The sequence below is a fragment of the Rhizobium sp. F40D2 genome, assembly GCF_051810745.2.
In the GTDB taxonomy this organism is placed as follows: domain Bacteria; phylum Pseudomonadota; class Alphaproteobacteria; order Rhizobiales; family Rhizobiaceae; genus Rhizobium.
This window is the reverse complement of record NZ_JBPWQX020000002.1, coordinates 610,242-636,784: the sequence shown is the minus strand read 5'-3', so window position 1 is coordinate 636,784 and position 26,543 is coordinate 610,242. Positions and strand designations below refer to the sequence as shown.

Below are 26,543 nucleotides of genomic sequence, written 5' to 3'. Positions count from 1 at the left end.
CGATCATTTCCGCCTCCAGGCCTTGTGAATGAGATTGGCGATCTCCTGGTTGACGGCATCCATCGCCTCCATGGCGCGGTCATAGGTCGCGCGTGTGAACTGGCTCCGCTCTACCTCGTAGAGCGTCTGATTGGTCAAGGCTGCATCCGAGATTGCGACGCTGCGCAACATCGGATTGGTCAGCACATGGTTCTTGAACATCGAACGCATGAAGGCGACCATCTGCGTCTGCGGCCCGTCCTGCGGATCGTAACGGGTCACGAGGTAACGCAGCCAGTCGAGGTTCATATTGCCGCCGGCTCTTTTCAACGTATTCAGCACTTCGCCAAGCATCTGCAGAAACTGGCACATCGACATGACATCGAGCATCTGAGGATGCACGGTGATCAGAACCGCCGTCGCGCCGCAAATCGCGCTCATCGTCAAAAACCCGAGTTGGGGAGGGCAGTCGATGATGACGACATCGTAATCGTCTGCGACCGAAGACAGCGCCTCGTCCAGCCGTGCGAAGAAGACACGCCCATAGTCGCCCGCCGTGCCCTGAGCAAGCACACGCGGCGTATCATGCTCGAATTCCATCAGCTCGAGATTTCCCGGCACCAGATGCAGGTTCGGGAAATTCGTCGGCCGGATGATCTCCCTCAGCGGTCTCCGCTGATCGTCATAGCGAATGGCACCGTAGAGCGTCTCATTCTCATTGACGTCGAACTCAGGCTGGAAGCCGTGGATGGCGGAGAGAGACGCCTGTGGGTCGAGATCGACGGCAAGCACGCGGTGGCCGGTCAGGGCAAGGTGCTGGGCAAGATGCGCGGCGCTCGTGGTTTTGCCGCTGCCGCCTTTGAAATTGACGACCGCGACAACCTGCAAATGTTCGTTACCTCGGCGATGACTAAGGTAATGGGTTCCAGCGCGGGCATTCTGTTCAAGGAAGCTGCGCATCTCTTCCATCTGCCCCGCCGTATAAGACCGGCGCCCGGACGGGGTGACCTTCGGAAGAGGGCCCTTGCCCTCCAGCGACAGATTGCGGAGATAGCCGCTGGTTACGCCGAGAAAGCGCGCCACTTCAGCCAGCTGAAATGCCCTGAGCCCCTTCAGGTCGCGCGGCGGGAACATTTCGAGTCTATGCTGCTTCAGCTTGTCGGATAGCTCCTGCGCCTGACCAATAATCAGCTGGTCGACATCGCAAATTGCTTTCTCTACCTGCGGTGCCATATTCATTAAAATCTCGAAAATGCGATTTGAAAGCCCTGCGGGCCTTTAAAGCGCATTTAGTTCCGATTCTCGGAAAGTGGCAAGGCAAATAGGGTTAACAAGACCCTATCGCGACGTTATCCAATCTTTTTCGGAGGGTCTGGACATGGTGCCGGTAGCGCTGCCGGCGCAGCAATCACCTCTTTACAACCGAATAGAGAACAAGACCGCACCGGGATCATAACCGATCGACCTGTGGGAAACGCAATATTGAGTCTTGCGGCGCGTGGAAGCAAGCCAGCAACGGCAGGCACGTCGACAAAAGGCGGTTAGTGCCGCGTACCGAGCAGGTTTCCATCCGGGCCGCCTTCGTGGGAAAGGGCCACGCCGCTTCTGTCGAGGTCCTGCATCAGCGCGCCGAGCGCAAGATCCAGGCAATAGGCGGAGAATTCGGCGTTCAGGTCTCTGGCGTTCTCGCGCGCGTAGGCAACGAGCCGGGCGAGCGATACGAGTTCCTTGAGCTCTTCGTCACTTTTCGGTTTGATCGTTACTTCGGCTGCGTCATGCATTTGAGAATTCTCCTGCTTCCACTTGCCAGCACATGCCGACAGAGCAAAGGCAGCTTACTCCTCTTGAACGAAAGACGCGCGTGACACGGGCGTGACAGGAATTGCCGGCTTACACGTTTCGGCGCCAGACTTCAGAAGCCGGCCCTGCGTAACGCCTCGCGATACTGTTCCTTCTGCCATTGCTCCTTGAAGGGAACGACCGAAAGCCATTTGTCGACATCGAAATCCGGATAGATCTCGCGCACCTTGCGCATATAGATACGCGCGTTTTTCATATCGCCGAGCATCGCCCAGCAGGCCGCCGAAAGCCGGTCGGCCGGTGTGCGGTCGTCCATCATGGAAATCTGCTCGAGCGCCTCGGCATAATGGCCAAGAGCAAAATTCGCGCCGGCAGCCGTCCATAGATAATCGGTCGGGCTCAGCGGATTGAGGGAGATGGCCCGTTCGATCTTGGCCAATGCATCGGCAGGGCGCGACGCATGAACGAGCGTATCGGCATAACTTGCAATGCCGTCGGCATAATGCGGGCTCAGTTCTTCCGCAAGCTTCAACGCCACGACGCTTTCGTCAAGGTCTCCGAGATAAAGTTTGGCAACGCCGAGCTCGCGAAAGCCGGCCGCAAACGACGGATCGGCAACGATCGCCCGGTTCGCATAGTCCTCCGCAAGTCCGAGCAACTCGCTGTCGCCCCGTGCCGTCAGCAGCCATTCGACAAGAAACGTGCGCGACAATCCGCTGAGCGCAGGGGCGAAATGTGCGCTGTGCTGAAGCGCCTCGCGGAAGGCCTTCCGGGAGCGGCGCACGTCGGGAAGGGCAAGCCGCTTGATATCCCGCAGACCGAGAAGGTAGCTGTGATAGGCGGCCGAATTGCCCTCGAAGGAATCGCGCATGGTTTCATGCTGGCGGACCTGCCCGGCAAGCTCTCTGGCAATCTGCCGCGCGATGTCGCGCCGGTGGCTTATCAATTCGTATTTATCGAGGCTGAAACGCTCGGCCCAGATGACTTCATCGCTACCGGCATAAATCAGCTGGACAAAGAGCGCAGGGCTGCCTGCTCGATCGGTCAGCCTCGTGTCGAGCACATAGGAAATCGAATGGCGCAGGATCAGCTGGGCCTTGTCGGCATTCCGTGCGATAAGAGCGGCCGTGTGGGGCGCCACCACCGAAACCGTATTCAGCGCGCAAAGGCCGATGGTCACATCCTCGATCAGCGCCTCGCAGGGCACCGGCAAGGCACCGATGGCATCCGACCCGCTCGGCGGCAACAGCACCAGACGGGGGAGGGGACCGGGAAGAACTCGAACGCCGCCATCGCTGAGTGACACAGCAACGCTCTGCGATGGTTGACTGCCGGCGAAGATTTTGCGGACCTCTCCCAGTGCCTGGACGTCAAGGCCGATATCGAATGCGCTTTCCAGCTGATGCCTGCTCGTCTCGAAAAGGCGGCGCGCTTTCTCCACCTGTCCTTCGGACTCATAAGCCTCGAGAAGGATGCGACGAATGTTCTCGTCGTCCGGTGCCTCGCGGAAAATCCTGAGCGCCGCCTCCTTGATCAGGCTGACATCCTCTCGCGACCGGGCCGCCGGCAGCGCCGTCTTCAGCGCATCCACCAGCATGGCCATGTGCCGGTCGCGCTGGCCGGCGATCCATTGCCGCGTACTGGCGCTTTGATCGGCGAGCCCGGCGAGGAAATCCTGGCGAAGGATGGCAACCAGCCGCCGCAGCCTGGCAAGGGCGTCATCGCCTTCGGGATTGGCAAGCTCGAAGAGATCACCTGAAAACGCATCCGACCTGACCCGCACGCCGGTTGCCGTGAAGGCCAGAAGCTCGGCACCGAGCTCGGTCTGACGCTTCTGAATGCGGGATATGGTTTTTCGCAGGTTGGCCATGATGTCCGAATTGTCATGGCTGTCCCACAAGAATCGTGCCAGCGCCGAGCGCGGATATTCGCTCCCAGCTCCGTCGCGCAGATCACGGTCGCGCAGATAACAAATCGCCAGCAGGCCTTTTTCCGGGAACGCCGCCGGTCGCCCGGCCGGGTCGATCAGCCGCAACTCACCAAATGATTCGAGCCTGAGCTTCATGCGGATGATGCCTGCCGGTATGCCTGACTATTCGCCGAGCGGAAGGGTGATATCCGCGACAGAGGCACCCAATGTTACACCGCCGCTATCCGCCTGCGCCATCGCCTTCACCAATGCGATGATCGTTTCCCGGATATTCCGGTCGGCGATCTTCAGAAAGGCGCGATTGAGCACCAATCCCTCTTTCGATCGCAAGAATTCAGCAACCGGATCGCTATTTGCGGCCAAATCCAACCCTTGCAACGTCAACGGCTCGGAATTTTCCTGTTCGAAGAAGAAGCTCGGCGACGTGTGAAGCACATCGGCGATTCTCTGCAGACGGCTCGCGCCTATGCGGTTGATGCCCTTCTCGTATTTCTGAACCTGCTGAAAGGTCACGCCGATTTGCTCGGCAAGCCGTTCCTGGCTCATTCCAAGCAATTGCCGGCGCATTCTGATGCGCGCTCCGACATAGCCGTCTATTGCATTCGGTGTTTTGACATTCATCGCGTGTTTTCAGCCTCGATCGCATTTTAATCGGTGCAGCTGTAATATCCCCCGTCCCGGTTTTCCATGGTTGTTTTCACATCGCATGCTATATATGCGATGATCGCAACCGAGTGTGGTAGGAAAGCCCCCGTTCGGCAAGGGGTAAAGCAGCGCAGGATAGGCTTCAAATCTGCAAATCGAACAAAAGCCGTACCGATCCTGATGAAACTGGGCTGTAACTGCCCTCCGGCTTACGCTAAATGCACTCCAGCGACCGCCGCTCGATCATCTTACCTAGCCCCGATCGCCCGAAATCCATCGAATAAAGCGACGCGGCACGGCAACCAACCGGGCCGTCCAGGAGGAATCCCATGGCAACTGTTGCCGAGAGCGCGCCCCGTTTCCAGAAAACAACGATGTCCATCCTGGTGGCTGTCAGCTTCTGCCACATGCTGAATGACATCATGCAGTCGCTGCTCGCCTCGCTCTATCCGCTGTTCAAGGCGAATTACGATCTCGATTTTGTGCAGATCGGCCTGCTCACCATGACGTTCCAGGTCACGGCGTCGCTGCTGCAGCCGCTGGTCGGCATCGTCACCGACCGCTGGCCGATGCCTTATTCGCTGCCGGTCGGCATGGCCAGCACCTTTTGCGGCCTCGTCCTGCTCGGCAATGCCGGCAGTTTCGCCCTGCTGCTGGTTGCTGCCAGCCTGATCGGCTTCGGCTCGGCGGTCTTCCACCCGGAATCCTCGCGCGTCGCCCGTCTTGCCTCCGGCGGTCGCCACGGTTTTGCGCAATCCTTCTTCCAGGTCGGCGGAAATGCCGGCCAGGCGATCGGTCCGCTGCTTGCCGCCTTTATCGTGCTGCCGCTCGGCCAGCACAGCGTCTCCTGGTTTGCCGCCATCGCCATGGTCGGCATGGTCGTGCTGAGCTGGGTCGGCAACTGGTATATTGGCCATCGTCGCCAGAACGCCAGCAAGCCCGCGGTAAGCCGCGCCCTGCCGCTGCCGCAAAACAGGGTGGTCTGGGCGCTGCTGATCCTCGTGCTGCTGACGGCGACGAAAAACGTCTACATGGCCAGCGTGTCGAGCTACTTCACCTTCTATGTCATCGACAGGTTTGCGCTCAGCGTCCAGCAGGCACAGCTGATGCTCTTCCTCTTCCTCGGCTCGGTTGCCGTCGGCACCTTTCTCGGCGGGCCGATCGGCGATCGCTTCGGTGCTCGTTTCGTCATCTGGTTCTCGATCCTCGGCGTCATTCCTTTCGCGCTTCTTCTGCCCTATGCAAACCTGTTCTGGACGGGCCTACTCAGCGTCGCCATCGGGCTGATTTTTGCTTCGGCCTTCTCGGCAATCGTCGTCTTCGCGCAGGAACTGGTGCCCGGACGCGTCGGGCTGATTGCCGGCGTTTTCTTCGGTTTTGCGTTCGGGGCAGGGGGGCTCGGGGCAGCACTGCTCGGCAGTTTCGCCGATACCCACGGCATCGACTTCGTCTACCGCATCTGCTCCTACCTGCCGCTTCTCGGGCTGCTGACGATCTTCCTGCCGCGCATCCCGAAGCCAAAGCCAGTCTGAGGCGATATCGCGCTTCGACACCGCATCGACCCGGAATATCCGCCATATTCCGGGCTCCATGACTGATGCGGTGTCGCAAGCAGGCGATCACCCGCAGATGAGAATGTATTTTTCTCCTCATCATGATGAAGAGGGACAGGCTTCCTTTAATCCACTATTTTCATAGATAATATCTGTCCAATAATCGGTCGCGGCACGATATCGGAAGGAAATGGCATGTCTGCTTACAAACTGGTCGGCCTGGCGGGTAGCTTCAACCGTCCCTCGAAGACCTTCACGCTGGTCGAAAACATCGCCGGCCTTGCCGGTGAAAAATACGGCTTCGACAACACCCTCTACGATCTGACCGATGTCGGTCCGTCGCTCGGCCAGGCGCTACGCCGCGACGATCTCGACAGTCGCGCCAGGCAAGTCATCGACGATATCGTCAACGCCGATCTCCTGGTCATTGGTGCGCCGACCTATAAGGGCAGCTATCCCGGCCTGTTCAAGCACCTGATCGACATGATCGACCCGCATGAACTGCGCGCCAAGCCGATCATCATCACCGCGACAGGCGGCGGCGATCGGCATGCGCTGATGGTCGAGCATCAGCTGCGCCCGCTCTTCGGCTTCTTCATGTCTTATACGCTGCCGACGGCCGTCTACGCATCCGATCGCGACTTCACTGATTACCATGTCTCATCCGAACCGCTGTCCAAGCGGATCGGCGAGGTCATCGGCGAGCTTTCGGCCTTCTTTCCCGCCCAAAAGCAGGCTCTTATCGCTGCCGAGTGAGAAATCTCGGCACCGACTTGCAACGGCGCCCTCGAGGCGCCGTTTCCAGTTCGGGCCAATCTTGCAAGGCATTTTAATCCATCAATTTGGTGGAAATTTATCCTGCCGACATCGATGGCGGAGACAAGAGTTTTTCCAAGCCTTCCTCGACATCGGACATTCGTGCTTCGCTCGCGACGGGCGCATTTGCCATGATCGGTGCTCGGGGCGCTTGGCCTCATTCAGTCAGACGGGATAAAACAATGACCAAGAACAACAATCTTCACGGCTTCCCCCTTTCGCTCCGCGCGGCTCTTGCCGCCGTCGCCGTTTCCGCTGCCACGCTCTTTGCCTTTGCAGCACCCGCTCCTTCCTTTGCCGGGGACAAGTCGATCAAGGTCGGCATTATGGCCGGCGAGGAGGAGGACATCTGGCGCGTGGTCACCAGCGAGGCGGCCAAGAAGGGCCTCAAGATCGAAACGATCACCTTCAACGATTATACGCAGCCCAATGAAGCGCTGGAGCGCGGCGAACTTGACGCCAACGCCTTCCAGCATCAGCCCTATCTCGACAACCAGATCAAGCAGCACGGCTACCACATCACGCGCGTCGGTTACACCGGCGTTTGGCCGATCGGCCTTTACACCAAGAAGTACAAATCCGTCGCAGAGATTCCGGAAGGCGCCGTCATCGGCGTGCCGAACGATCCTTCGAACGAAGGCCGGGCGCTGCGCGTTCTTCAGAGCGAAGGGCTGATCAAACTGAAGGACGGCACCGGCATTCTCGCAACCGTCGCCGACGTCACCGACAATCCGAAGAAGATCGACATCAAGGAGCTCGACGCAGGCATCGTCGGCCGTTCGATCGACGATCTGGATGCCGGTGTCGTCAACACCGACTGGGCGCTGAAGAGCGGTCTTTCTCCGGCCGAACGCATTGCGCAGGAGCCGATTGCCGACAATCCCTATCGCAACTTCATCGCCGTGAAAGACGACAACAAAGATGCCGACTGGGTCAAGACGCTCACATCTTCCTATCAGAACGACACCGTCAAAGCCGAATTCGACAAGGTCTACAAGGGCACGGGTCTTAGCGCCTATTGATCCGAACAGGGCCGGGGTTAAGGCCTGCCGAGAGGCGGTCCGGGCGTTTCTTGCCCGGGCCGCTTTCAGTATTTGTAAGGAAAAGCACATGAATTCCGTTTTTTCCACCACAGCGATCGAGGCACAGCCGCAAGTAGCGGCAGGCGAAGAGGTGGTGAGGCTGACCGACGTGAAGCGGCGGTTCGGAACCACGCCCGCCCTCGACGGTATTTCGTTGACGGTGAGGAAAGGCGAGGTCCTTGGCATCATCGGCCGCAGCGGCGCCGGCAAATCGACGCTGATCCGCTGCCTGAACGGCCTGGAGCGCGCCGACAGCGGCCAGATCCTGATCGAAGGCCGCGAGATCACGGCGCTTGCCGAACAGGAATTGCAGCCGCTGCGCCGCCGCATCGGCATGATCTTCCAGCATTTCAACCTGCTGTCCGCCAAATCAGTCGAAGAGAATGTCGCGCTGCCGCTGAAGATCGAGGGCGTCGCCAGGAACGAACGTTTGCGAAGGGCACATGAGCTGCTCCATCTCGTCGGGCTTGCCGACAAGGCGAAGGCCTACCCCTCATCGCTCTCCGGCGGCCAGAAACAGCGTGTCGGCATCGCCCGGGCGCTCGCGGCGCGTCCGGCGCTGCTCTTGTCCGACGAGGCGACATCGGCGCTCGACCCTGAAACGACCCGGTCGATCCTGGCATTGCTCAAGGACATCAACCGCAAGCTCGGCCTGACCATTCTACTGATCACCCACGAAATGGAAGTGGTGCGCGGCATTGCCGATCGCGTGGCCGTCATCGATGCCGGGCGGATCGTCGAGGAGGGGCAGGTCTGGTCGGTCTTTGCCGATCCGCAGGAGACGATCACCAGGAGCCTGCTCGGCGGCATCCGTCCCCAGCTTCCCGATCACATCGCCGGCCGGCTGTCGGCGACGGCGGGCAGCGAAGCGATCCTCAGCGTCGATCTCGCCGGGCCGCAAGCGCAGGGTGCGCTGTTTGCCGAACTCTCGGCGGCGCTGCCGCATTCCTTCCGCCTCGTCCATGGCGGCATCGACCACATCCAGAACCAGCCCGTGGCGCGGTTCTTCATTGCCGTTCCCGCACGCGACCCCGCGCTTGCCGGAAAGGTCGAACAATTTCTGACTGCCCGGTCCGCCCTGGTGGAGGTGCTTGGTTATGACACCGATCATGCTTGAACTGCTTCTTCGCTCGCTGTGGGAGACGGTGCTGATGACCGTCGCCTCGGGCGTGATCTCGCTCGTTGCCGGCCTGCCGCTCGGTCTTGCTCTTGTCGTCACCGCACGTGGCGGCATCGCTGAAAACCTCTGGATCAGTCGCGGGCTCGGCGCCGTCATCAACGGCTTCCGGTCGGTGCCCTTCATCATCCTGCTGGTGGCGCTGATCCCGCTGACGCGGCTGATCGTCGGCACGGCGCTCGGCACTTGGGCGGCCATCGTGCCGCTCGCCATCGCAGCAACACCCTATTATGCCCGCATCGCCGAAGTGTCGCTGCGCGAAGTCGACCGCGGGCTGATCGATGCCGTGCGCGCCATGGGCGGAAACCGCTGGACGATCATCCGCGAAGTGCTGGTGCCCGAAGCGCTGCCCGGCATCGTCGCCGGTTTCACCGTCACGCTGGTGACGCTGATCGGCGCCTCGGCGATGGCCGGCGCAATCGGGGCCGGCGGCCTTGGCGACCTCGCCATCCGTTATGGTTATCAGCGCTTCGAAACCAGCGTGATGATCGCGGTGGTGGCCGTCCTCATCGTCCTCGTCTGCGGCATCCAGTGGATTGGCGACAGGCTCGTCGCCAGGCTGGACCGGAGATAAGTCAGCGACGGAAGCGCGCGGCGGGATGGGCCGCGGGCAATCTGCCGTTCCCGCCGCCGAAGAGCTTCTGCCGCAACGGTCCTTCAGAATAGTCCGCTTTGAAGACGCCGCGCTCCTGCAGCACCGGCACCACCAGCTCGACAAAATCGCGCAGGCTCTCGGGCGCCACCGTCCGCGCCAGGTTGAAACCGTCGATGTCGCCTTCCTCGATCCATGTCTGCAGACGATCGGCGATCTGTTCCGGCGAGCCCACCATCGGCTTCATCCTGCTGCCGAGTACCATCTGATCGACGATCTGTCGTTTGGTCACCGGCTTTGCCGCCTGCTTGGTGATTGCGGCAAGCGCCGATTGATTGGCATTGGTCGAACTCTGGTCGATGACCTCATCCAATTCATACTTCGACAAGTCGATGCCGATGGAAGCGGAGTAGTGCGCGAGCGAGGCTTCAACGCTAGCATGGCGGCGATAATCCTCCAGCCTGTCCTGCGCTTGGCTCTCCGTCCGCCCGACGACAACGGTGATCAGGTTCAGGATCTTCAATGCGGCTCTGCCGCGGCCGAATGCCTCCGCCTTCGCCCGGAGCGCATCGACGGTCGGCCGGGCCGCCCCAGGGTTCGAACTGGCGATGAAGACACATTCGGCGTGGCGGGCGGCGAAATCCTGCCCGCGGGCCGAAGCGCCGGCCTGGAAGAGAAGGGGCGTGCGCTGCGGCGAAGGCTCGGCAAGATGAATGCCCTCCATCCGGTAATATTTGCCCTCGTGACGGACAGCGCGCACCATCGAGGGATCGGCATAGATGCCCGATGCCTTGTCGCGCTGAACCGCATCGTCGTCCCAGCTGCCCTCCCACAGCTTGTAGAGGATCTCGAGATATTCTTCGGCTGCGTCGTAACGCGTATCATGTTCCGGCAGCTTGTCGAAACCCATGCTGCGGGCGGCGCTGTCGAGGTAACCGGTGACGATGTTCCAGCCGATCCGCCCCTTGGTCAGGTGATCGAGCGTCGACATGCGCCGCGCCAGCAGGAAGGGCGGCTCGTAAGTGGTGTTGACGGTAACGGCGAAACCCAGATGTTTCGTGACATAGGCCATCGCCGAAATCGGGATCAGCGGGTCGTTGACGGGGACCTGCGCCGCCGTCTCGATCACCGGCGCCGGACTGCCCTTGTAGACATCATAGATGCCGACGATATCGGCGAGGAAGATGCCGTCGAGCTTGCCTTGCTCGGCTGTCCTGGCGAATTCCGTCCAGTAGTCGAGATCGGTATAACGCACCGATTGGTCGCGCGGATGCGTCCACAGGCCGTGGTTGATATGCCCGACGCAATTCATGTCGAAAGCATAGATCTGCATTGTCTTCATAAGACGAGTCCTAAGCCCGGAATAAAAATCAAGGATTGGTATCGCACGGCGATCCGGTGAAATGGTAGGGTGCGGATGTAAAAGCCGGAGGAAAGGCATGACGAAGAAGACATTGTCGGATTGGGCGGAGCTGGCGCAAGAGGAGTTGCGCGCCGCGCCTGAGACGCTGACCTGGCAAACGCCTGAGGGTATTGCCGTCAAGCCGCTCTATACGGCCGAAGATCTCGAGAGCGCCGAGCATCTCGGCTCGCTTCCCGGTTTTTCGCCTTTCACCCGCGGCCCGCGCGCGACGATGTATGCCGGCCGGCCGTGGACGATCCGCCAATATGCCGGCTTTTCGACGGCGGAAGCGTCGAACGCTTTTTACCGGAAAAATCTGGCCGCCGGCCAGAAGGGCCTGTCGGTGGCCTTCGATCTTGCCACGCATCGCGGATATGACAGCGATCATCCGCGCGTCGAGGGCGATGTCGGCAAGGCCGGTGTGGCGATCGACAGCGTCGAGGACATGAAGATCCTGTTCGACGGAATCCCGCTCGGCGACATGTCCGTATCGATGACCATGAACGGCGCTGTCATCCCGATCCTCGCCTCCTTCATCGTTGCCGGCGAAGAGCAGGGCGTCTCGAAGGCCGATCTGTCGGGGACCATCCAGAACGACATCCTCAAGGAGTTCATGGTCCGCAACACCTATATCTATCCACCCGAACCCTCAATGCGGATCGTTGCCGACATCATCGAATATACGGCAAGGGAGATGCCGAAATTCAACTCGATTTCGATCTCCGGCTACCACATGCAGGAAGCCGGCGCGACGCTGGTGCAGGAGCTCGCCTTCACACTGGCCGACGGCCGCGAATATGTGCGCGCCGCGATCGCCAAGGGCCTGAACGTCGACGACTTCGCAGGAAGGCTCTCCTTCTTCTTTGCCATCGGCATGAACTTCTTCATGGAGGCGGCGAAACTGCGCGCCGCCCGGCTACTCTGGAGCCGGATCATGGAGGAGTTCCAGCCGAAAAAGGCGTCTTCGCTGATGCTGCGCACCCATTGCCAGACCTCCGGCGTCTCGCTGCAGGAGCAGGATCCCTATAACAACATCATCCGCACCGCCTTCGAGGCGATGTCGGCCGTGCTCGGCGGCACGCAGTCGCTGCACACCAATTCCTTCGACGAGGCGATTGCGCTGCCGACGGAATTTTCCGCCCGCATCGCCCGCAACACCCAGCTGATCCTGCAGCATGAAACCGGCGTCACCAAGGTGGTCGATCCACTGGCCGGCTCTTACTACGTCGAGAGCCTGACGAAGGAGCTTGCCGACACGGCCTGGGCGCTGATCGAAGAGGTGGAGGCGCTCGGCGGCATGACCAAGGCTGTCAATGACGGCCTGCCGAAACGGCTGATCGAAGAGGCCGCCGCGCGCCGCCAGGCTGCCGTCGATAAGGGCGAGGAGGTCATCGTCGGCGTCAATCGCTACAGACTCGACAGCGAGCAGCCGATCGACATTCTGGAGATCGACAACAGCGCGGTGCGCACCGCGCAGATCAAACGCATCGAGGAAACGAAGCGCCGCCGCGACGGCAACGCCGTGCGCGAGACGCTGGCCGCCCTGGTCGAGACCGCACGCAGCGGCCGCGGCAACCTGCTCGAAGCCGCCATAGAAGCGGCGCGGGCCCGCGCCACCGTCGGCGAAATATCCGATGCCATGCGCGAGGCCTTCGGCGATCATGCCGCAACGCCTGAGGTCATCGCAGGCGTCTACGGCGAGGCCTATAACGACGAGCCGGAACTCGCCGTTCTCAAGGAGCGCATGACGGAGGTTACGGAAGCGATGGGGCGCCGCCCGAAAATCATGGTCGCCAAGCTCGGGCAGGACGGGCACGACCGCGGCGCCAAGGTGATCGCCTCGGCCTTCGGCGATATCGGCTTCGATGTGCTCGCCGGCCCGCTGTTCCAGACGCCCGACGAGGCTGTCGCGTTGGCGCTTAATGAAAAGGTCAATGTCGTCGGCGTCTCGTCACTCGCGGCAGGCCACAGGACGCTGCTGCCGCAGCTGATCGACAGGCTGAGGGAAAAGGGCGGTGACGATATCATCGTCGTCTGCGGCGGCGTCATCCCGCGGCAGGATTATGAATTCCTGCACGAACACGGCGTTGCGGCCGTGTTCGGTCCGGGCACCAATGTCCTTGAGGCGGCAAACTCCGTCCTCGATTTGCTGCAGGGCAGGCGGCGAAACCAGTAGCTTAAGCATTTCAGGAAAAGTGCGAAGCGGTTTTCCGCCCGGAAATGCGCAAAATCAAAGAGTCAGAGCAATCCGCGCTTCGCCAGATTGCGCATCAGCGCCGAAATGCCGAAGGTCCAGGGCGGGCATTCGGTGGAAAGCCGTACGGTATTGACGAGCGCGCCGAGCCCGGCCGAGGAAATTTCGACGACATCGCCGAGCTTGTGGGTGAAGCCCTGCTTCGGCGCGTCGCGATCCTGGGTCGGCGCAAACAGCGTGCCGAGAAAGAGCATGAAACCGTCGGGATATTGATGATGGGTCCCAAGCGTCTGTTTGACGAGATCGGTCGGATCGCGGCTGATCTTTGACATCGAGCTCTTGCCGTTGAGCACGAAACCGTCCTGGCCCGTGACCTTCAGGTCCAGTTCGGCCTTGCGAACGTCGTCCAGACCGTAACCTGTATCGAACACGCGGATGAAAGGACCGATCGAGCAGGAGGCGTTGTTGTCCTTGGCCTTACCGAGCAGCAGCGCCGAGCGACCCTCGACGTCGCGCAGATTGACGTCATTGCCGAGCGTCGCACCCTTGATTTCACCGCGGCTGTTGACCGCGAGCACGATTTCCGGCTCGGGATTGTTCCAGGTCGAGATCGGATGCAGGCCAACATCCGCACCCCAGCCAACCGAGGAGAGCACCGGCGCCTTGGTGAAGACCTCGGCATCGGGGCCGATGCCGACTTCAAGATACTGCGACCACATGCCTTCGTCGATCAGAGCCTGCTTGACCTTGGCGGCCTCCGGCGAACCGGCCTTCAGATTGGTGAGGCTGCCGCCGATCAGCGTGCTGACGCGCTCGCGGATCGAGGCGGCGCGCTCCGGATTGCCGGCGGCCTTCTCCTCGATAACGCGCTCGATCATCGATTGGGCGAAGGTGACGCCGCAAGCCTTGACCGCCTGCAGGTCGACGGGTGCGAGCAGAAAAGGCCGTGTTTCATCCGGCGTTCCGGTGCTGTTGGCGGCGATCTCCTCCAGCGAGGCGATCGCCTTGCCACCTGCAGCGCGGACGAAGCCTACGGCATCCTCTTTCTCGAGCAGGGCGCTCAGCGTCGGCGCCTCGCGCGAGGTGATGTCGACCAGCAGACCCTCTCGGAGCGTCACGACGCTCGGCCCGGCAACCTCGGGGAACCAGACGCGGCCGACAAAAAGACCACCCGAAGCGGCGGCATCGAGAAGGGGATGAGACATGGTGATCTTCCGTCACAGCGAGCGGGGAGCGCTCTTTGAAATTTTTCGGGGTCGTTGCCGCCCTCCAGCCCGGCGGTCGCCGAAATCGATCACATTCATCGAGATCGGGCAAGATAGGCTTGGGAAAAAGACTTTCGCCCGAGAGGGTCGAACGGGCCTGATCTGGGGAAATTCCAATCGCCAAAGCCCGCAAAATAACTATTTAGATACAAATTTATCGTTATATTTCATAAGTTTAATTCGTGGTATTGGCGTTTTCATCGCTGATCTCGCCTTGACAGGCGCCGGCTTTCGTTATCTGTTTTGCCCGACATGGAGGATGCCGGCCGCAGCCGGTGCTCAGAAAATCCCGGGAGGATATTGCAGCGATGTTGAGATTTGCCGTCGTCGGAATCGACCATGGGCATACGTTCGATCACGTGAAGGGATTGCTTGCCGCGGGCGGCGAGTTCGTCGGCTATTGCCCGCAGACCTCGGTCCCGGCGTTGCGCGAAGCCTTCGAGAAGACCTATCCCGATGCGCCGCAGATCGACCGGGAGAAGCTGTTCGACGATCCGTCGATCGACGTCATCTGCATTGCCGCGATCCCGCGCGACCGCGCCGGGCTTGCCATCCGGGCGATGAAAGCGGGCAAGGACGTAATGACCGACAAGCCGGGTGTCACGACCTTCGCCCAACTCGAGGAGGTTAAGCGCACTGTCGCCGAGACCGGCAAGATTTTCTCGATCTGCTTTTCCGAGCGCCATTGCGTGCGATCCGCCGTCAAGGCCGGCAAGCTCGTCGCCGACGGAGCGATCGGCAAGGTGATCCAGACGCTCGGCGTCGGTCCCCATCGGCTGCAGTTGCCGACCCGGCCGGACTGGTTCTTCGATCCCGAAGCCTTCGGCGGCATCATCGTCGACATCGCCTCGCACCAGGTCGACCAGTTTCTGTTCTATACCGGCTCGACCTCGGGCGAGGTCGTCGCCAGCTCGATCGGCAATTTCGGCATGCCCGACAAGCCTGATTTCCAGGATTTCGGCGAAGTGCTGCTGCGCTCGGACAGGGCGGCAGGTTATGTCCGCGTCGACTGGTTTACCCCGGAGGCGCTGCCGACCTGGGGTGACGGACGCCTGACCATCCTCGGCACTGAGGGCTATATCGAACTGCGCAAATATATCGATATCGCCGGCCGGCCGGGCAAGGATCACCTCTTCCTCGTCAACGGCAAGGAGATGACCCATATCGATTGCAGCGGCGAAAAACTCGACTATTTCGATTCGTTCACCGCCGATGTCGGCAACCGCACACAGACGGCGATGACGCAGGACCATGTTTTCGAAGTCTGCCGCCTTTCGCTCGACGCCCAGGCGAAAGCCGCGCGCATCGGCGCTCGCTGAGGAGGATATCATGACCAGGAAACTACGCGTCGGCGTCATCGGCGCAGGCATTGCCGCGCGGCATCTGGCCGGCTTTGGCTGGAACAAGGATCTCTTCGAGGTTCCCGTGCTCTGCTCGCTCGATGAGGAGCGCGGCAGGGCGCTGTGCGAGGAATACGGCATTGGCGAATATACCCAGGATACGGATTCGCTGTTTGCCCGCGACGATCTCGACATCATCGACATTTCGACGCCGCCGAGCTCGCATTTCGAACTCTGCCGCAAGGGCATTGAATCCGGCAAGCATGTGATCTGCGAGAAACCGCTCTTCGGCTCGATCGCCGAGGTCGACGAGATGGGCCGCATCCTCGCCCGTTTCCCCGGCAGGAAGTTGATGCCGATCTTCCAGTATCGCTATGGCTCCGGCCTGCAGAAGCTGAAGCTGCTGATCGAAAGCGGGCTTGCCGGCAAGCCGTTCCTGACGACGATCGAGACCCATTGGTGGCGCGGGCCGGATTATTACGCCGTGCCGTGGCGCGGCAAATGGGCGACCGAACTCGGCGGCGGCCTTCTCGGCCACGCGATCCACGCCCATGACATGCTGAATTATGTGCACGGCCCCTGCGCCGAGGTGTTTTCCTATGGCGCGACGCTGGTCAACCCGATTGAGGTCGAGGATACGGCAGCCCTTTCGGTGAAGATGCAGAACGGCTCTCTGGCGACGCTGTCGATGACGCTCGGCTCGCGCAAGGAAATCTCGCGGCTGCGCTTCTGCTTCAGCGATCTCGTCGCCGAAAGCATCCTCGAACCCTATACGATGGGCCGTGATCCCTGGGTCTTCACGGCGGGAACCGAGGAGCATCAGGCGAAAATCGACGCGGCGCTCGCCGCCTATGTGCCCGGCGAGGACGGCTACACCCGTCAGTTCGAGCTCTTCCATAAGGCGATCGTCGAGGACAAGGAGCCGCCGGTGACGCTGCAGGATGCCCGCAATTCGCTGGAACTGGTGACGGCCGCTTATTTCTCGCAGCGCACCGGCCAGCCGACGCCGATGCCGATCGCCGCCGATCATCCGCTCTACCGGTCCTGGCTTCCGGAAGAAGAACGGAGCCCGGCTGCCGGCTGAACGGGGGAGGGCGTTTCATGCTGAAATCCTTCGAGCATGCCGGCATGACGGTCAGCGACATGGACCGCACGGTCGATTTCTACTGCGGCCTGCTCGGCCTGCGCCTGCATCTGCGCAAAGTCATGGCGGACGGCGCAGAGATCGCCTTCCTCGATGCCGGCGGCGGCATGCTCGAAATCGTCGCACCGTCGGGCGGTGCGGCAAGGGCGGTGGATGTGCCTGATGGTACGGCCGGCCTGCGCCATCTGACCTTCCTGTTCGACAGTGTCGATGAGACCTTCGCCCGGCTCGAAAAGGCCGGCGTCGAGATCAAGGAGCGGCCGCGCCTGGCTGTTAACGCCGAGGTGCTGCACAAGGTCGCCTTCCTGCGCGATCCCGACGGTATTCAGATCGAGCTTGCTGAGAAACGGTCATAGCGAAACGCACTCGGCGAAGCCTCGGCTACCAACCGCGATACAGCAGCCTCGAGGCCGTAGAGGATCCCTGCGGGCGCTGATCGCCTCCGGCAAAGTCATTGCCCCGAACGCGCGCTTTTGAGAGCCGTTTGACGCAGTGCATCAGGAGGTCTGCCTCTCATCGTCAGTCCGCCGCGATGGTATGAACAGTCTCCTCTATGGCCGCAGCGATCTCGTCTTCACTGCGACCACCATTGATCGCCACGCGTCCGCCGAAGACGAAGTGGGGAACCGAATGGACGCCTGCCGCGGCGGATCTGGCCGCCTCCTGCTCCACCCGCTGGTGCTGAGCCGGATCGAGGGCGATCGCGCGGCCTTCGGCGCGGTCGAAGCCGTGGTCGACTGCGATACCGGCAAGCACATCGGCATCGGCCATCTTCTTCGCCTCCAGGAAATAGGCTTCGGAGATTGCCACCGCGAGCCGATGCTGCGTGCCGCGTTCGCGGGCGGCGAGAATGAGGGCGTGAGCCGCCTGTGTGGGGTAGGTCCAAGACTGACGGCTGAGATCGAGGTCCAGCCCGGATGCGCGGGCCTCGGCCTCGGGCCGCGCAAACGCGGCCTTCGGATCGGTGGCGCCGTAGCGCCCGCGAAGCAGATCGGGAATATAAAGCCCCGCTGCCGGCGCGTCCGGCAGCAACAGGACCGGATAGTGCCGGATATCCGCGACGAGACCGGGAAAGCGCTCGGCCAGTACCTTGTCCAGCCGATGCTGGCCGATGATGCACCAGGGGCAGGTGATTTCGGTATAAAGTTCGATTTTGAGCATGATGCCCTCCCAATCACGCATGCGGCATGGGCGGCAGGATCGCCTCGACCCGGTCACGCTTCGTCACGAGGCCCCAGATCTCCTCGGCAATGTCGTCGGGGTCGATCACCGGGAACCGCGGGTCGAGCGGCGTGCCGTCGGCGGTCATGGCGCGTAATCCGGCCGAGCGCTCGATGGCCGCGCCGATATTTACCGTGCCGGCATAGACGCCCCGCGGCATTGCCTCGGCGTTGAGCGTGAAGACATAGTTGCGAGCCGCCGCCATCAGCGGGCCGACGCCGCTCTTCCCGGGCATGGCGACCACGGCGGTCAGCCCGCCGACAATGACGACCGCGCCGTCGCCGCGGGCCAGCATACCGGGCAGGACTGCATGAGACACTCCGACCGGCGAGAATGCATAGATGTCGGCCATCGACCTGAGCTTTGCGGCATCGAGTTCGATTGCGGGCACGAAGCTGACGTCGGACGGGACCGGCGCATAGACGGCGACGTCGATCGCGCCGAAGCGCTCTTCGATGGTGCGCACGAGCGCCGGGATGCCGTCGACATTGGCGAGATCGGCCGGGAATGCCGCCGCTTCGATGCCGTCTTGCGCGAGCTCGGCCACCCTTTCCTCAAGCGGACCGGCGCTGCGGGCGACCAGCGCCACGCGAAAGCCTTCACGGCCGAAGCGGGTGGCAAGCGAGGCGCCGAGCCCGGTGCCGGCGCCAAACAGGGCAATCGTTTTCTTGTCAGTCATAACCTACTCCTGGGTTGGTATGTTTTACTGACCAGATATGATATTGTGACTAGCCATCCCGCAAGAACGCATATTTTCGAGGCCTAGTCACATGCATATGCCTACCCCGCCAAACAGAGCCGTGCGGACGGCGCCGAAACAGGCCGGCACGAACCCTAGCTGCCGGAAAGTCAATGAGATCCTCGGCCGCATGGGCGACAAGTGGACGATCATGGCCATCACCATGCTCGCCGAGCGGCCGCGGCGCTTCAACGAGTTGAAGCGGCTGATCGGCGGGATTTCACAGCAGATGCTGACCCGAACGCTGAAGGCGCTCGAGCGCGACGGCATGGTGACGCGCAAGGTCTATCCGACCATACCGCCGCAGGTCGAATACAGCCTGACAGATCTGGGCCACTCGCTCGCCGCGCCCCTGTTGCAGCTCGCCATGTGGGTGCTGGATCACCTGGGAGAAATTGAGGCGCATCGCGCATCGCATGATGAGCCGGCAGGTTAGCGAGGGATGGATTTCGGATTCTAGTTCCGGAAGGCGCCGGCGGGGACCGTCGTTACCAGCCGGATATCGCGGCGGAAATCCGATGGCGACATGCCGGCGATGTGGCGGAAGGATTTGTTGAAGGCGCTGATCGAGCCGAAGCCGCTGTCCATCGCCACCTGCAGCACATTGGCGCCTTCGCTCATCAGCATCGCCTGGGCGCGCGACAACCGCAGCAGCGTCACATATTTGCTGAGCGTCATGCCGGTCGACCGCTTGAACAAATTCATCGCATATTTCGGATGCAGATCGGCGGCACGGGCGATATCGACCAAATCGATGTCCTGCAGGAAATTGGCGGCGATGAAATCGCACATGCGCGCGACACTGCGCGAGGAATGCGAATGCGGATGATCGCCATCGAGATTGATGGCCGCCTGCGACGTCATTGAATAGGGTTCGAGCGCGATGCGTTCGATGCGCAGCAGCAACTCATCGACGGCATGCTGGGCCTTGGCGGGATTGCCTGAGTTGGCATAGCGGAACCAGCGAGCGAAGTTGTCGATGTCGGCCGCATCGGTTGCCGACGTCAACAGTGTCTCGCCTTTCATCAGCCGGCTGGAAATGCTGATCGGCAGGCGCAGCCGGAAGAAATAGACGAGCGGCAGATGCGCCCCGGCATAGAGCGAATCGTCCGAGGATTCGTCCATCTGATGCGGCTGGCCGCCCCAGAAGAGGCACATTTCGCCGGCGTTCAGCCGGAATTCGTGGTCGCTCATGCGATAGTGCACGCTTCCGCGAATCACATAGTTGACCTCGACCTGCGCGTGCCAGTGCGGCATGGCCATGATGGGCGGATGGGCATGAAACATCTGCAGCGCCGTCGGCGAACCCTCGATGCTGCTCGCTCCGGGCTGATAGATTGCACGCACACCGACCTTACTTTCCGCCAAATCCATATTCCCTTTTTAGGAGACAGCTGCTCCCTGACAGTTAGTTTAACCGGGTTCGTGAAAGATCGGCAATTGAAAAGGGAGGATTTTCAATGCGCTTCAAACTTCTCGCTGCGACCGCCGCTGTCGCACTGCTTGCTTCCGGCTCTGCATTCGCTGAGTCGGCCAATCTGACCATCTGGAGCTGGAATGTCGCCGCGTCGGCATTGAAGTCCACGCTTCCGGGCTTCAACAAACAGTTCCCCGACATCAAGATCACCGTCGAGGACCTTGGCAACAGCCAGGTCTTCGACAAGACGCTGGCTGCCTGCGCCGCTGGCGGCGACGGCTTGCCCGATATCGTCAGCATCGAGAATTTCGAGGCTGAAATCTTCTGGAGCCGTTTCCCGGATTGCTTCGCTAATCTGAAGGAGCTCGGCTACACGCCGGAGATCCAGGCGAAATTCCCTGACTTCAAGCGCACCGAGCTCGAAGTCGGCGATGTTGCCTACGCCATGCCGTGGGACTCCGGTCCGGTCGCCGTCTTTTACCGCCGCGACATGTACGAAAAGGCCGGTGTCGATCCGAGCACGATTAGCACCTGGGACGATTTCATCGCCGCCGGCAAGAAGATATCCGCCGCCAATCCCGGCGTCGTCATGGCCCAGGCCGATTTCAACGGCGACAGCGAATGGTTTCGCATGATCGCCAACGAACAGGGCTGCGGCTATTACTCGACCGATGGCCAGAATATCACCATCAACCAGCCGGCCTGCGTCGCCTCGCTGCAAAAGGTGAAGGAAATGAAGGACGCCGGCACGCTGACGGCGGCCAACTGGGACGAAAAGATCCAGGCCAATACCGCCGGCAAGGCCGCTAGCCAGTTGTATGGCGGCTGGTATGAAGGCACCGTGCGCTCGACCTCTCCCGATCTCAAGGGCAAGTGGGGCGTCTACAGGATGCCGAGCCTGACGGCCGACGGCCCGCATGCAGCCAATCTCGGCGGTTCGTCGCTCGCCATTTCGGCGACCTCGGCAAACAAGGAAGCCGCCTGGAAATTCGTCAACTACGCCCTCGGCACCAATGAAGGCCAGATCACCATGCTGAAGGAATTCGGCCTGGTGCCGTCGCTGCTTTCGGCCGAGAAGGACCCCTTCATCAGCGAACCGCAGCCCTATTGGGGCGGCCAGAAGGTCTGGGCCGATATTCTGGCGACGCTGCCGAAGATCGTGCCGAGCCGCGGCACCGCTTTCCAGAGCGATGCCGAAGCCATCTTCAAGGCAACCCAGACGAAGTTTTTTGCCGGCGGTTATCCCGACGCGAAGGCAGCCCTCGACGATGCCGCCAAGCAGATCGCTTCGGCGACCGGGCTTCCAGTGGCGCAATGACTGACGACGCCGGGCGCTTCGGCGCCCGGCTTTCTCCCGCCTTGCAAGGCGGCCGGTCATTCGTGCGTGAGGAGGAGGCTCGATGCCGTTCAGAACCCGGAGCGCCTATGCGTTCCTTGCCCCGTATTTGCTGGTCTTTGCCACTTTCTGGGTCTGGCCCATCATCAATTCGTTCCTGATTTCCTTTCAGAACACCCGCATCAACCCGTGGAAGTACAGTTTCCAAGCCAATTGGGGTCGGCTCTTCTACGATCCGGCCTTCTATAATGCTCTTTACAACACGCTGATCATCCTGGTGATCCAGGTACCGGTGATGATCGCGCTTGCGACCGTCATGGCCGTGATGCTCAATTCGCCGCTCTTGAAAGCGCGCCCGCTTTTCCGCTTCGCCTTCTTTGCGCCCGTCGTCGTCGGCGAGGTCGCCTATGCCGCCGTGTTCCGGCTGATGTTCAGCCTCGATTTCGGCATCATCAACAAGCTGATCTCCGCCGTCGGCCTCAGCCCGGTTTCCTGGTTCGACAATGCCAATGCCGCCATGGCAGTGATCATCCTTGCCGTCACCTGGCGCTGGGCGGGTTATAACGCCATCATCATCTTGGCCGGCCTGCAGTCGATTCCCGACGATGTCTACGAGGCTGCGACACTCGACCGGGTGAGCAAGGTGCAGCAGTTCTTTCACATCACCCTGCCGCTCCTGAAACCGATCATCCTCTTCTGTGTGGTGCTCTCGGTGATCGGCACCATGCAGCTCTTCACCGAGCCCTTCCTCATTACCAATCGCGGCGGCCCCGGCGGCGGCACCGAGACGCTCGGCCTTTTGCTTTACCGCCAGGGCTTCACCTCGCTGAACTTCGGTTATGCCTCGGCGATCGCCTACACGATGGCTTCCCTTGCCGTGGTGATCTCGCTTCTCAATCTCTGGGTCGGGAGGGATCCGAAATGAAATCCAGGTCGCAATCCCTTCTCATGCGCCAGATCGCATTGCACGCCGCACTGGCGCCGCTTGCGCTGATCTGGCTGTTTCCGCTCTGGATGATGTTCGTCTTCTCGACGATGCCCGACAACGGCATTTTCAGCCCCGACATCGTGCTCTGGCCATCCACAAACTTCATCGCGAATTTCAAGAACCTGCAGGCCGATACCGACTTCATCGGCGCGATGACGATCTCCGTCGGCGTTGCAATCATCTATACTTTCCTGTCGGTGATGCTGACCTCGATGGCGGGCTGGGCGCTGGCGCGTTACCGTTTCGTCGGCCGCTCCATCGTCATCGCCATCATCCTCGGCACGATCACGCTGCCCTTCTCCGTGGTCGTCATCCCGCAATTCATCATGGTGGCCCGCGAGTTCCGGCTGGCCAACACCTGGGTGGCGCTGATCGTACCGCCGCTGTTCAATTCGCTCGGCGTGCTGTTCATGCGCCAGTCCTTCTCGATGATGCCGGGCGAGCTTTTCGATGCGGCCCGTGTCGAGGGCGTCAAAGAATGGCAGATCTTCCTGCGCATCGCCTTGCCGCTGGCGCGCCCGACCATGGCGGCATTGGCGATCATCCTCTTCCTCGCCTCTTGGAACAACTATCTGTGGCCGCTGCTTATCAACTCCAAACCGGGAATGATGACCGCGCCGGTGGCATTGGGAACGCTGATCGGCCTCACCAAGGTCTCCTGGGGCGGCATCATGGCCGGCGCGGTGCTGCTGACGGCGCCGATCCTCGTCGTCTTCGTGGCTCTCCAGCGCCATTTCATCGCCGGCATCGCCGCCGGCGCAATCAAGTAATCAGGAGGCCGCATGGCAGAGCTCTCACTCAGCAATATCGTCAAGCGCTTCGGCGGCTTCGAGATCATCCATGGCGCCGATCTGGAGGTCAAGGACGGCGAATTCGTCGTCTTCGTCGGCCCTTCCGGCTGCGGCAAGTCCACGCTCTTGCGGATGATCGCCGGTCTCGAGGACATCACCTCCGGTGAGCTTCGGATCGGCGGCACGGTGGTCAACGACGTCGAGCCGGCCGATCGCGGCATTGCCATGGTCTTCCAGTCCTATGCGCTCTATCCGCACCTCACCGTCGAGGAAAATTTGAGCTTCGGCCTACGGATGAACGGCAATCCGAAGGCTGATACCGAGCGGCGCGTGCGCCACGTCGCCGAGATCCTGCAGATCACCGAGCTGATGAAGCGACGGCCGAAGCAGCTTTCCGGCGGTCAGCGACAGCGCGTCGCAATCGGCCGCGCCATCGTTCGCGAACCCGAGGTTTTCCTGTTCGACGAGCCTTTGTCGAACCTCGATGCGGAACTCCGCGTGCAGATGCGCGTCGAAATCTCCAGGCTGCACAAACAGCTCGGCACGACGATGATCTATGTCACCCACGACCAGACCGAAGCAATGACGCTTGCCGACAGGATCGTCGTGCTGCGCGCCGGCAATATCGAGCAGATCGGTGCGCCGCTCGACCTTTACGACGATCCCGCCAACCAGTTCGTCGCCGGTTTCGTCGGTTCACCGAAGATGAATTTCCTCAAAGCCGTGGTGGTCGAGACGCAGCCGGGCAGAGTGGTGATCACGCTCGAAAGCGATGCCAATATGCGCCTGCCGCTGCCCGTCACCGAACCCATCGAAGCCGGCACGAAGGTGACGCTCGGCATCCGCCCCGAACATTTCGTCGATGCCGGCATGGGCAATGCCGATCTCACCGTCGCCATCGACGTCGCCGAGCATCTCGGCAACACCAGCTACATCTATGCCGCCATCGGCAGTGAGCAGCTGATCATAGAACGGCCGGAATCGCGCACCGCCGGCAATCGCGACACGCTGACCGTCGGCCTTCCCGCCAGCCACACATTCCTTTTCGACGGCGCCGGCAAACGGCTTCGCTAAACCGCAAATCCCAAGGCAGAAAGACGAAAGAGGTTTCCATGACTTCCGATCAACCGATCCGCTGGGGCATCATCGGCCCCGGCACCATCGCCCGCACCTTTGCTGACGGCGTCGCTCATTCGGGCACCGGCAAACTTGTGGCGATCGCCACCCGCAATCCTTCCAAGCCGGGACTGGCAGAAAACTTCCCCGGCGCCCGCATCGTCGAGGGTTACGAGGCGCTGCTTTCCGACCCCGAGGTCGATGCGATCTATATCTCCGTGCCCCATACCGGCCATGCCGAATGGGCGATCAAGGCCGCGCGCGCCGGCAAGCATATCCTTGTGGAAAAGCCGATCGCGCTTTCGGCCTATGATGCCGAAGCCGTTTATTACGAAGCCAGGAAGGCCGGCGTCTTTGCCGGCGAAGCCTTCATGTACCGCGTGCATCCGCAGACGGAAAAACTGGTCGAACTCATCAAGAGCGGCGTTATCGGCACCGTCCGCATCATCCGCTCGAGCTTCGGCTTCAATATGGGCAGCTACAGGCCGGAGCACCGGCTGTTCGCCAATGATACCGCCGGCGGCGGCATTCTCGATGTCGGCGGCTACCCGGTCTCGATGGCAAGGCTGATCGCCGGCGCCGCGAACGGTAAGGCCTTCCTCGACCCGGAGAAGGTTTCGGGCGTCGCCCATCTCGGTGAGAGCGGCGTCGACGAATGGGCGTCCGCCGTGCTCAAATTCCCGAACGAGATCATTGCTGAAGTCTCCTGCTCGATCATGGCGCAGCAGGACAATGTCCTGCGTATCATCGGCTCCGAGGGCCGGATCGAAGTCGCCGACTTCTGGTTCGCCTCCGGCCACAAGGGCGGCGTCGGCAAGATCGAAATCTTCAAGGGCGGCAAACAGGAGACGGTCGAGGTCAAGGAAGATCGCTGGCTTTATTCCTTCGAGGCGGACGCGGCGGGCGATGCGATCCGCGCCGGGAAAACCGAGTTCAGCTCTCCCGGCATGAGCTGGGCGGATTCGATCGCCAACCTGCGCGTGCTCGACCAGTGGCGCGCCTCGGTCGGCCTCGAATACGGCGTCGAGAAAGCGGCAAAGCGCACCACCAACATTGCCGGCGGCACGGTCACGCACGGCAGCAGCATTCCGCGGCGTGAGATACCCGGCATTTCCAAGCCGGCCTCGGTGGTGACGCTCGGCTTCGAATTCTTCCCGAACTTTGCCGCCGCCTCGCTGACGCTCGACTCCTTCTACGAGGCCGGCGGCAATACCTTCGACACGGCCTATGTCTATGGCGCCGGCAAGACGGAGGCGATCTTCGGCGACTGGCACACGAGCCGAAAGGTGCCGCGCGAGGAGATCGTGCTGATCGGCAAGGGCGCGCATTCGCCGCTCTGCTATCCCGACATGATCGCCAAGCAACTCGACCAGTCTCTCGCCCGGCTGAAGACCGACTATGTCGACATCTACTTCATGCATCGCGACAATACCGACGTGCCCGTCGGCGAGTTCGTCGATGCCATGGATGCCGAGGTCAAGCGCGGCCGTATCCGCGGCATCTTCGGCGGCTCGAACTGGACGCGGGCGCGTTTCGACGAGGCGATCGCCTATGCCGAAAAGACCGGCAAGGCAGCGCCGGCAGCACTCTCCAACAACTTCTCGCTCGCCGAGATGCTGGATCCGATCTGGGCCGGCTGCGTCGCCGCCTCCGACGACGATTGGAAGACGTGGCTGAACGAGAAGCAGATCCCGAACTTTGCCTGGTCGAGCCAGGGACGCGGTTTCTTCACCGACCGCGCCGGCCGTGACAAGCGGGATGACGAGGAGATCGTGCGGGTCTGGTATTCCGAACGCAATTTCGGACGCCGCGACCGTGCCATCGAACTGGCCAACAAGCTCGGCCGCAACCCGATCCACATCGCGCTCGCCTATGTGATCGCCCAGCCTTTCCCGGTCATTCCGCTGATCGGACCGCGTACTGTCGCCGAGTTGGAAGACAGTCTTTCGGCGCTCGACATCCGACTGACGCCCGATCAAGTGAAATGGCTGGAAGGCTGACCCAATAAAAAGGGCG

The 26,543-nt window shown here is 61.4% G+C and carries 24 protein-coding genes; 15 read left to right on the top strand and 9 right to left on the bottom strand.

What is annotated here, in order from left to right; genetic code table 11:
• Window positions 1-3: 3 nt before the first annotated feature.
• The 4 genes from repA to ACS4RS_RS27685 form a co-directional block, all read right to left on the bottom strand.
• On the bottom strand, window positions 4-1,218 hold the full coding sequence (gene repA, locus ACS4RS_RS27700) for a plasmid partitioning protein RepA (protein WP_439013215.1): 1,215 nt from the start codon (window positions 1,216-1,218) through the stop codon (window positions 4-6).
• 302 nt (window positions 1,219-1,520) lie between these two features.
• Complete coding sequence (locus tag ACS4RS_RS27695) at window positions 1,521-1,760, bottom strand: hypothetical protein (protein ID WP_439013214.1); 240 nt, start codon at window positions 1,758-1,760, stop codon at window positions 1,521-1,523.
• Window positions 1,761-1,891: 131 nt separating this feature from the next.
• Window positions 1,892-3,844: an SARP family transcriptional regulator gene (locus ACS4RS_RS27690; protein ID WP_439013213.1), complete on the bottom strand. Its 1,953-nt coding sequence runs from the start codon at window positions 3,842-3,844 to the stop codon at window positions 1,892-1,894.
• 27 nt (window positions 3,845-3,871) lie between these two features.
• The gene (locus tag ACS4RS_RS27685; protein ID WP_439013212.1) at window positions 3,872-4,330 is read right to left on the bottom strand and encodes a helix-turn-helix domain-containing protein; all 459 of its coding nucleotides are present in this window, start codon (window positions 4,328-4,330) and stop codon (window positions 3,872-3,874) included.
• 353 nt (window positions 4,331-4,683) lie between these two features.
• On the opposite strand from ACS4RS_RS27685, the gene ACS4RS_RS27680 reads away from it, so the two are divergent.
• The 5 genes from ACS4RS_RS27680 (at window position 4,684) to ACS4RS_RS27660 (ending at window position 9,556) form a co-directional block, all read left to right on the top strand.
• Window positions 4,684-5,886 carry an MFS transporter gene (locus ACS4RS_RS27680; RefSeq protein ID WP_439013211.1) on the top strand — a complete coding sequence of 401 codons (1,203 nt, stop codon included), beginning with the start codon at window positions 4,684-4,686 and terminating at the stop codon, window positions 5,884-5,886.
• A gap of 216 nt (window positions 5,887-6,102) precedes the next feature.
• Complete coding sequence (gene msuE / locus ACS4RS_RS27675) at window positions 6,103-6,663, top strand: FMN reductase (protein WP_439013210.1); 561 nt, start codon at window positions 6,103-6,105, stop codon at window positions 6,661-6,663.
• Window positions 6,664-6,905: 242 nt separating this feature from the next.
• The gene (locus ACS4RS_RS27670; RefSeq protein ID WP_439013209.1) at window positions 6,906-7,745 is read left to right on the top strand and encodes a MetQ/NlpA family lipoprotein; all 840 of its coding nucleotides are present in this window, start codon (window positions 6,906-6,908) and stop codon (window positions 7,743-7,745) included.
• Between the two features lie 88 nt (window positions 7,746-7,833).
• Window positions 7,834-8,922, top strand: coding sequence for an ATP-binding cassette domain-containing protein (locus ACS4RS_RS27665; RefSeq protein WP_439013208.1), 1,089 nt, complete (start codon window positions 7,834-7,836; stop codon window positions 8,920-8,922).
• Entirely contained in the window at window positions 8,903-9,556 is a 654-nt protein-coding gene (locus ACS4RS_RS27660; RefSeq protein WP_439013207.1) for a methionine ABC transporter permease MetI, read from the top strand. Before ACS4RS_RS27665 ends, ACS4RS_RS27660 begins: the two co-directional genes overlap by 20 nt.
• 1 nt (window position 9,557) lies before the next feature.
• Here ACS4RS_RS27660 and ACS4RS_RS27655 read toward each other — a convergent pair whose 3' ends face one another.
• On the bottom strand, window positions 9,558-10,916 hold the full coding sequence (locus ACS4RS_RS27655) for an NtaA/DmoA family FMN-dependent monooxygenase (protein ID WP_439013206.1): 1,359 nt from the start codon (window positions 10,914-10,916) through the stop codon (window positions 9,558-9,560).
• A 97-nt stretch (window positions 10,917-11,013) separates the two neighbouring features.
• Between ACS4RS_RS27655 and scpA the strand changes: the two genes are divergently transcribed.
• Complete coding sequence (gene scpA, locus ACS4RS_RS27650; RefSeq protein WP_449314052.1) at window positions 11,014-13,152, top strand: methylmalonyl-CoA mutase; 2,139 nt, start codon at window positions 11,014-11,016, stop codon at window positions 13,150-13,152.
• Between the two features lie 62 nt (window positions 13,153-13,214).
• Here scpA and ACS4RS_RS27645 read toward each other — a convergent pair whose 3' ends face one another.
• Entirely contained in the window at window positions 13,215-14,375 is a 1,161-nt protein-coding gene (locus tag ACS4RS_RS27645) for a fumarylacetoacetate hydrolase family protein (protein WP_439013204.1), read from the bottom strand.
• Window positions 14,376-14,743: 368 nt separating this feature from the next.
• Between ACS4RS_RS27645 and ACS4RS_RS27640 the strand changes: the two genes are divergently transcribed.
• The 3 genes from ACS4RS_RS27640 to ACS4RS_RS27630 are packed head-to-tail and all read left to right on the top strand — an operon-like array spanning window position 14,744 to window position 17,275.
• Window positions 14,744-15,754 carry a Gfo/Idh/MocA family protein gene (locus ACS4RS_RS27640; protein ID WP_439013203.1) on the top strand — a complete coding sequence of 337 codons (1,011 nt, stop codon included), beginning with the start codon at window positions 14,744-14,746 and terminating at the stop codon, window positions 15,752-15,754.
• A 10-nt stretch (window positions 15,755-15,764) separates the two neighbouring features.
• Window positions 15,765-16,859, top strand: coding sequence for a Gfo/Idh/MocA family oxidoreductase (locus tag ACS4RS_RS27635; RefSeq protein WP_439013202.1), 1,095 nt, complete (start codon window positions 15,765-15,767; stop codon window positions 16,857-16,859).
• A 17-nt stretch (window positions 16,860-16,876) separates the two neighbouring features.
• Window positions 16,877-17,275 (top strand): VOC family protein, encoded by a 399-nt coding sequence (locus ACS4RS_RS27630; RefSeq protein ID WP_439013201.1) that lies wholly within the window; start codon window positions 16,877-16,879, stop codon window positions 17,273-17,275.
• A gap of 163 nt (window positions 17,276-17,438) precedes the next feature.
• Here the strand turns inward: ACS4RS_RS27630 and ACS4RS_RS27625 are convergent, their stop codons facing one another.
• Window positions 17,439-18,080 carry a DsbA family protein gene (locus ACS4RS_RS27625; RefSeq protein WP_439013200.1) on the bottom strand — a complete coding sequence of 214 codons (642 nt, stop codon included), beginning with the start codon at window positions 18,078-18,080 and terminating at the stop codon, window positions 17,439-17,441.
• 13 nt (window positions 18,081-18,093) lie between these two features.
• Entirely contained in the window at window positions 18,094-18,819 is a 726-nt protein-coding gene (locus ACS4RS_RS27620) for an SDR family NAD(P)-dependent oxidoreductase (protein ID WP_439013199.1), read from the bottom strand.
• Window positions 18,820-18,910: 91 nt separating this feature from the next.
• Between ACS4RS_RS27620 and ACS4RS_RS27615 the strand changes: the two genes are divergently transcribed.
• Window positions 18,911-19,315, top strand: coding sequence for a winged helix-turn-helix transcriptional regulator (locus ACS4RS_RS27615; protein ID WP_439013198.1), 405 nt, complete (start codon window positions 18,911-18,913; stop codon window positions 19,313-19,315).
• 20 nt (window positions 19,316-19,335) lie between these two features.
• On the opposite strand, the gene ACS4RS_RS27610 is transcribed toward ACS4RS_RS27615, so the two are convergent.
• A complete protein-coding gene (locus ACS4RS_RS27610) occupies window positions 19,336-20,253 on the bottom strand; it encodes a helix-turn-helix domain-containing protein (RefSeq protein ID WP_449314051.1) in 918 nt (305 codons plus the stop codon).
• A gap of 86 nt (window positions 20,254-20,339) precedes the next feature.
• On the opposite strand from ACS4RS_RS27610, the gene ACS4RS_RS27605 reads away from it, so the two are divergent.
• From ACS4RS_RS27605 to ACS4RS_RS27585, 5 genes are all read left to right on the top strand, one after another.
• Window positions 20,340-21,614: an extracellular solute-binding protein gene (locus tag ACS4RS_RS27605; protein WP_012560129.1), complete on the top strand. Its 1,275-nt coding sequence runs from the start codon at window positions 20,340-20,342 to the stop codon at window positions 21,612-21,614.
• 82 nt (window positions 21,615-21,696) lie between these two features.
• A complete protein-coding gene (locus tag ACS4RS_RS27600) occupies window positions 21,697-22,557 on the top strand; it encodes a carbohydrate ABC transporter permease (RefSeq protein WP_088936888.1) in 861 nt (286 codons plus the stop codon).
• Window positions 22,554-23,390: an ABC transporter permease subunit gene (locus tag ACS4RS_RS27595; RefSeq protein WP_439013197.1), complete on the top strand. Its 837-nt coding sequence runs from the start codon at window positions 22,554-22,556 to the stop codon at window positions 23,388-23,390. The genes ACS4RS_RS27600 and ACS4RS_RS27595 overlap by 4 nt, the downstream gene beginning before the upstream one ends.
• Window positions 23,391-23,402: 12 nt before the next feature.
• Window positions 23,403-24,485, top strand: a complete 1,083-nt coding sequence (locus ACS4RS_RS27590) for a sn-glycerol-3-phosphate ABC transporter ATP-binding protein UgpC (protein ID WP_439013196.1) — start codon at window positions 23,403-23,405, stop codon at window positions 24,483-24,485.
• Window positions 24,486-24,523: 38 nt separating this feature from the next.
• Window positions 24,524-26,527 carry an aldo/keto reductase gene (locus ACS4RS_RS27585; protein WP_439013195.1) on the top strand — a complete coding sequence of 668 codons (2,004 nt, stop codon included), beginning with the start codon at window positions 24,524-24,526 and terminating at the stop codon, window positions 26,525-26,527.
• The last annotated feature ends 16 nt before the right edge of the window (window positions 26,528-26,543 follow it).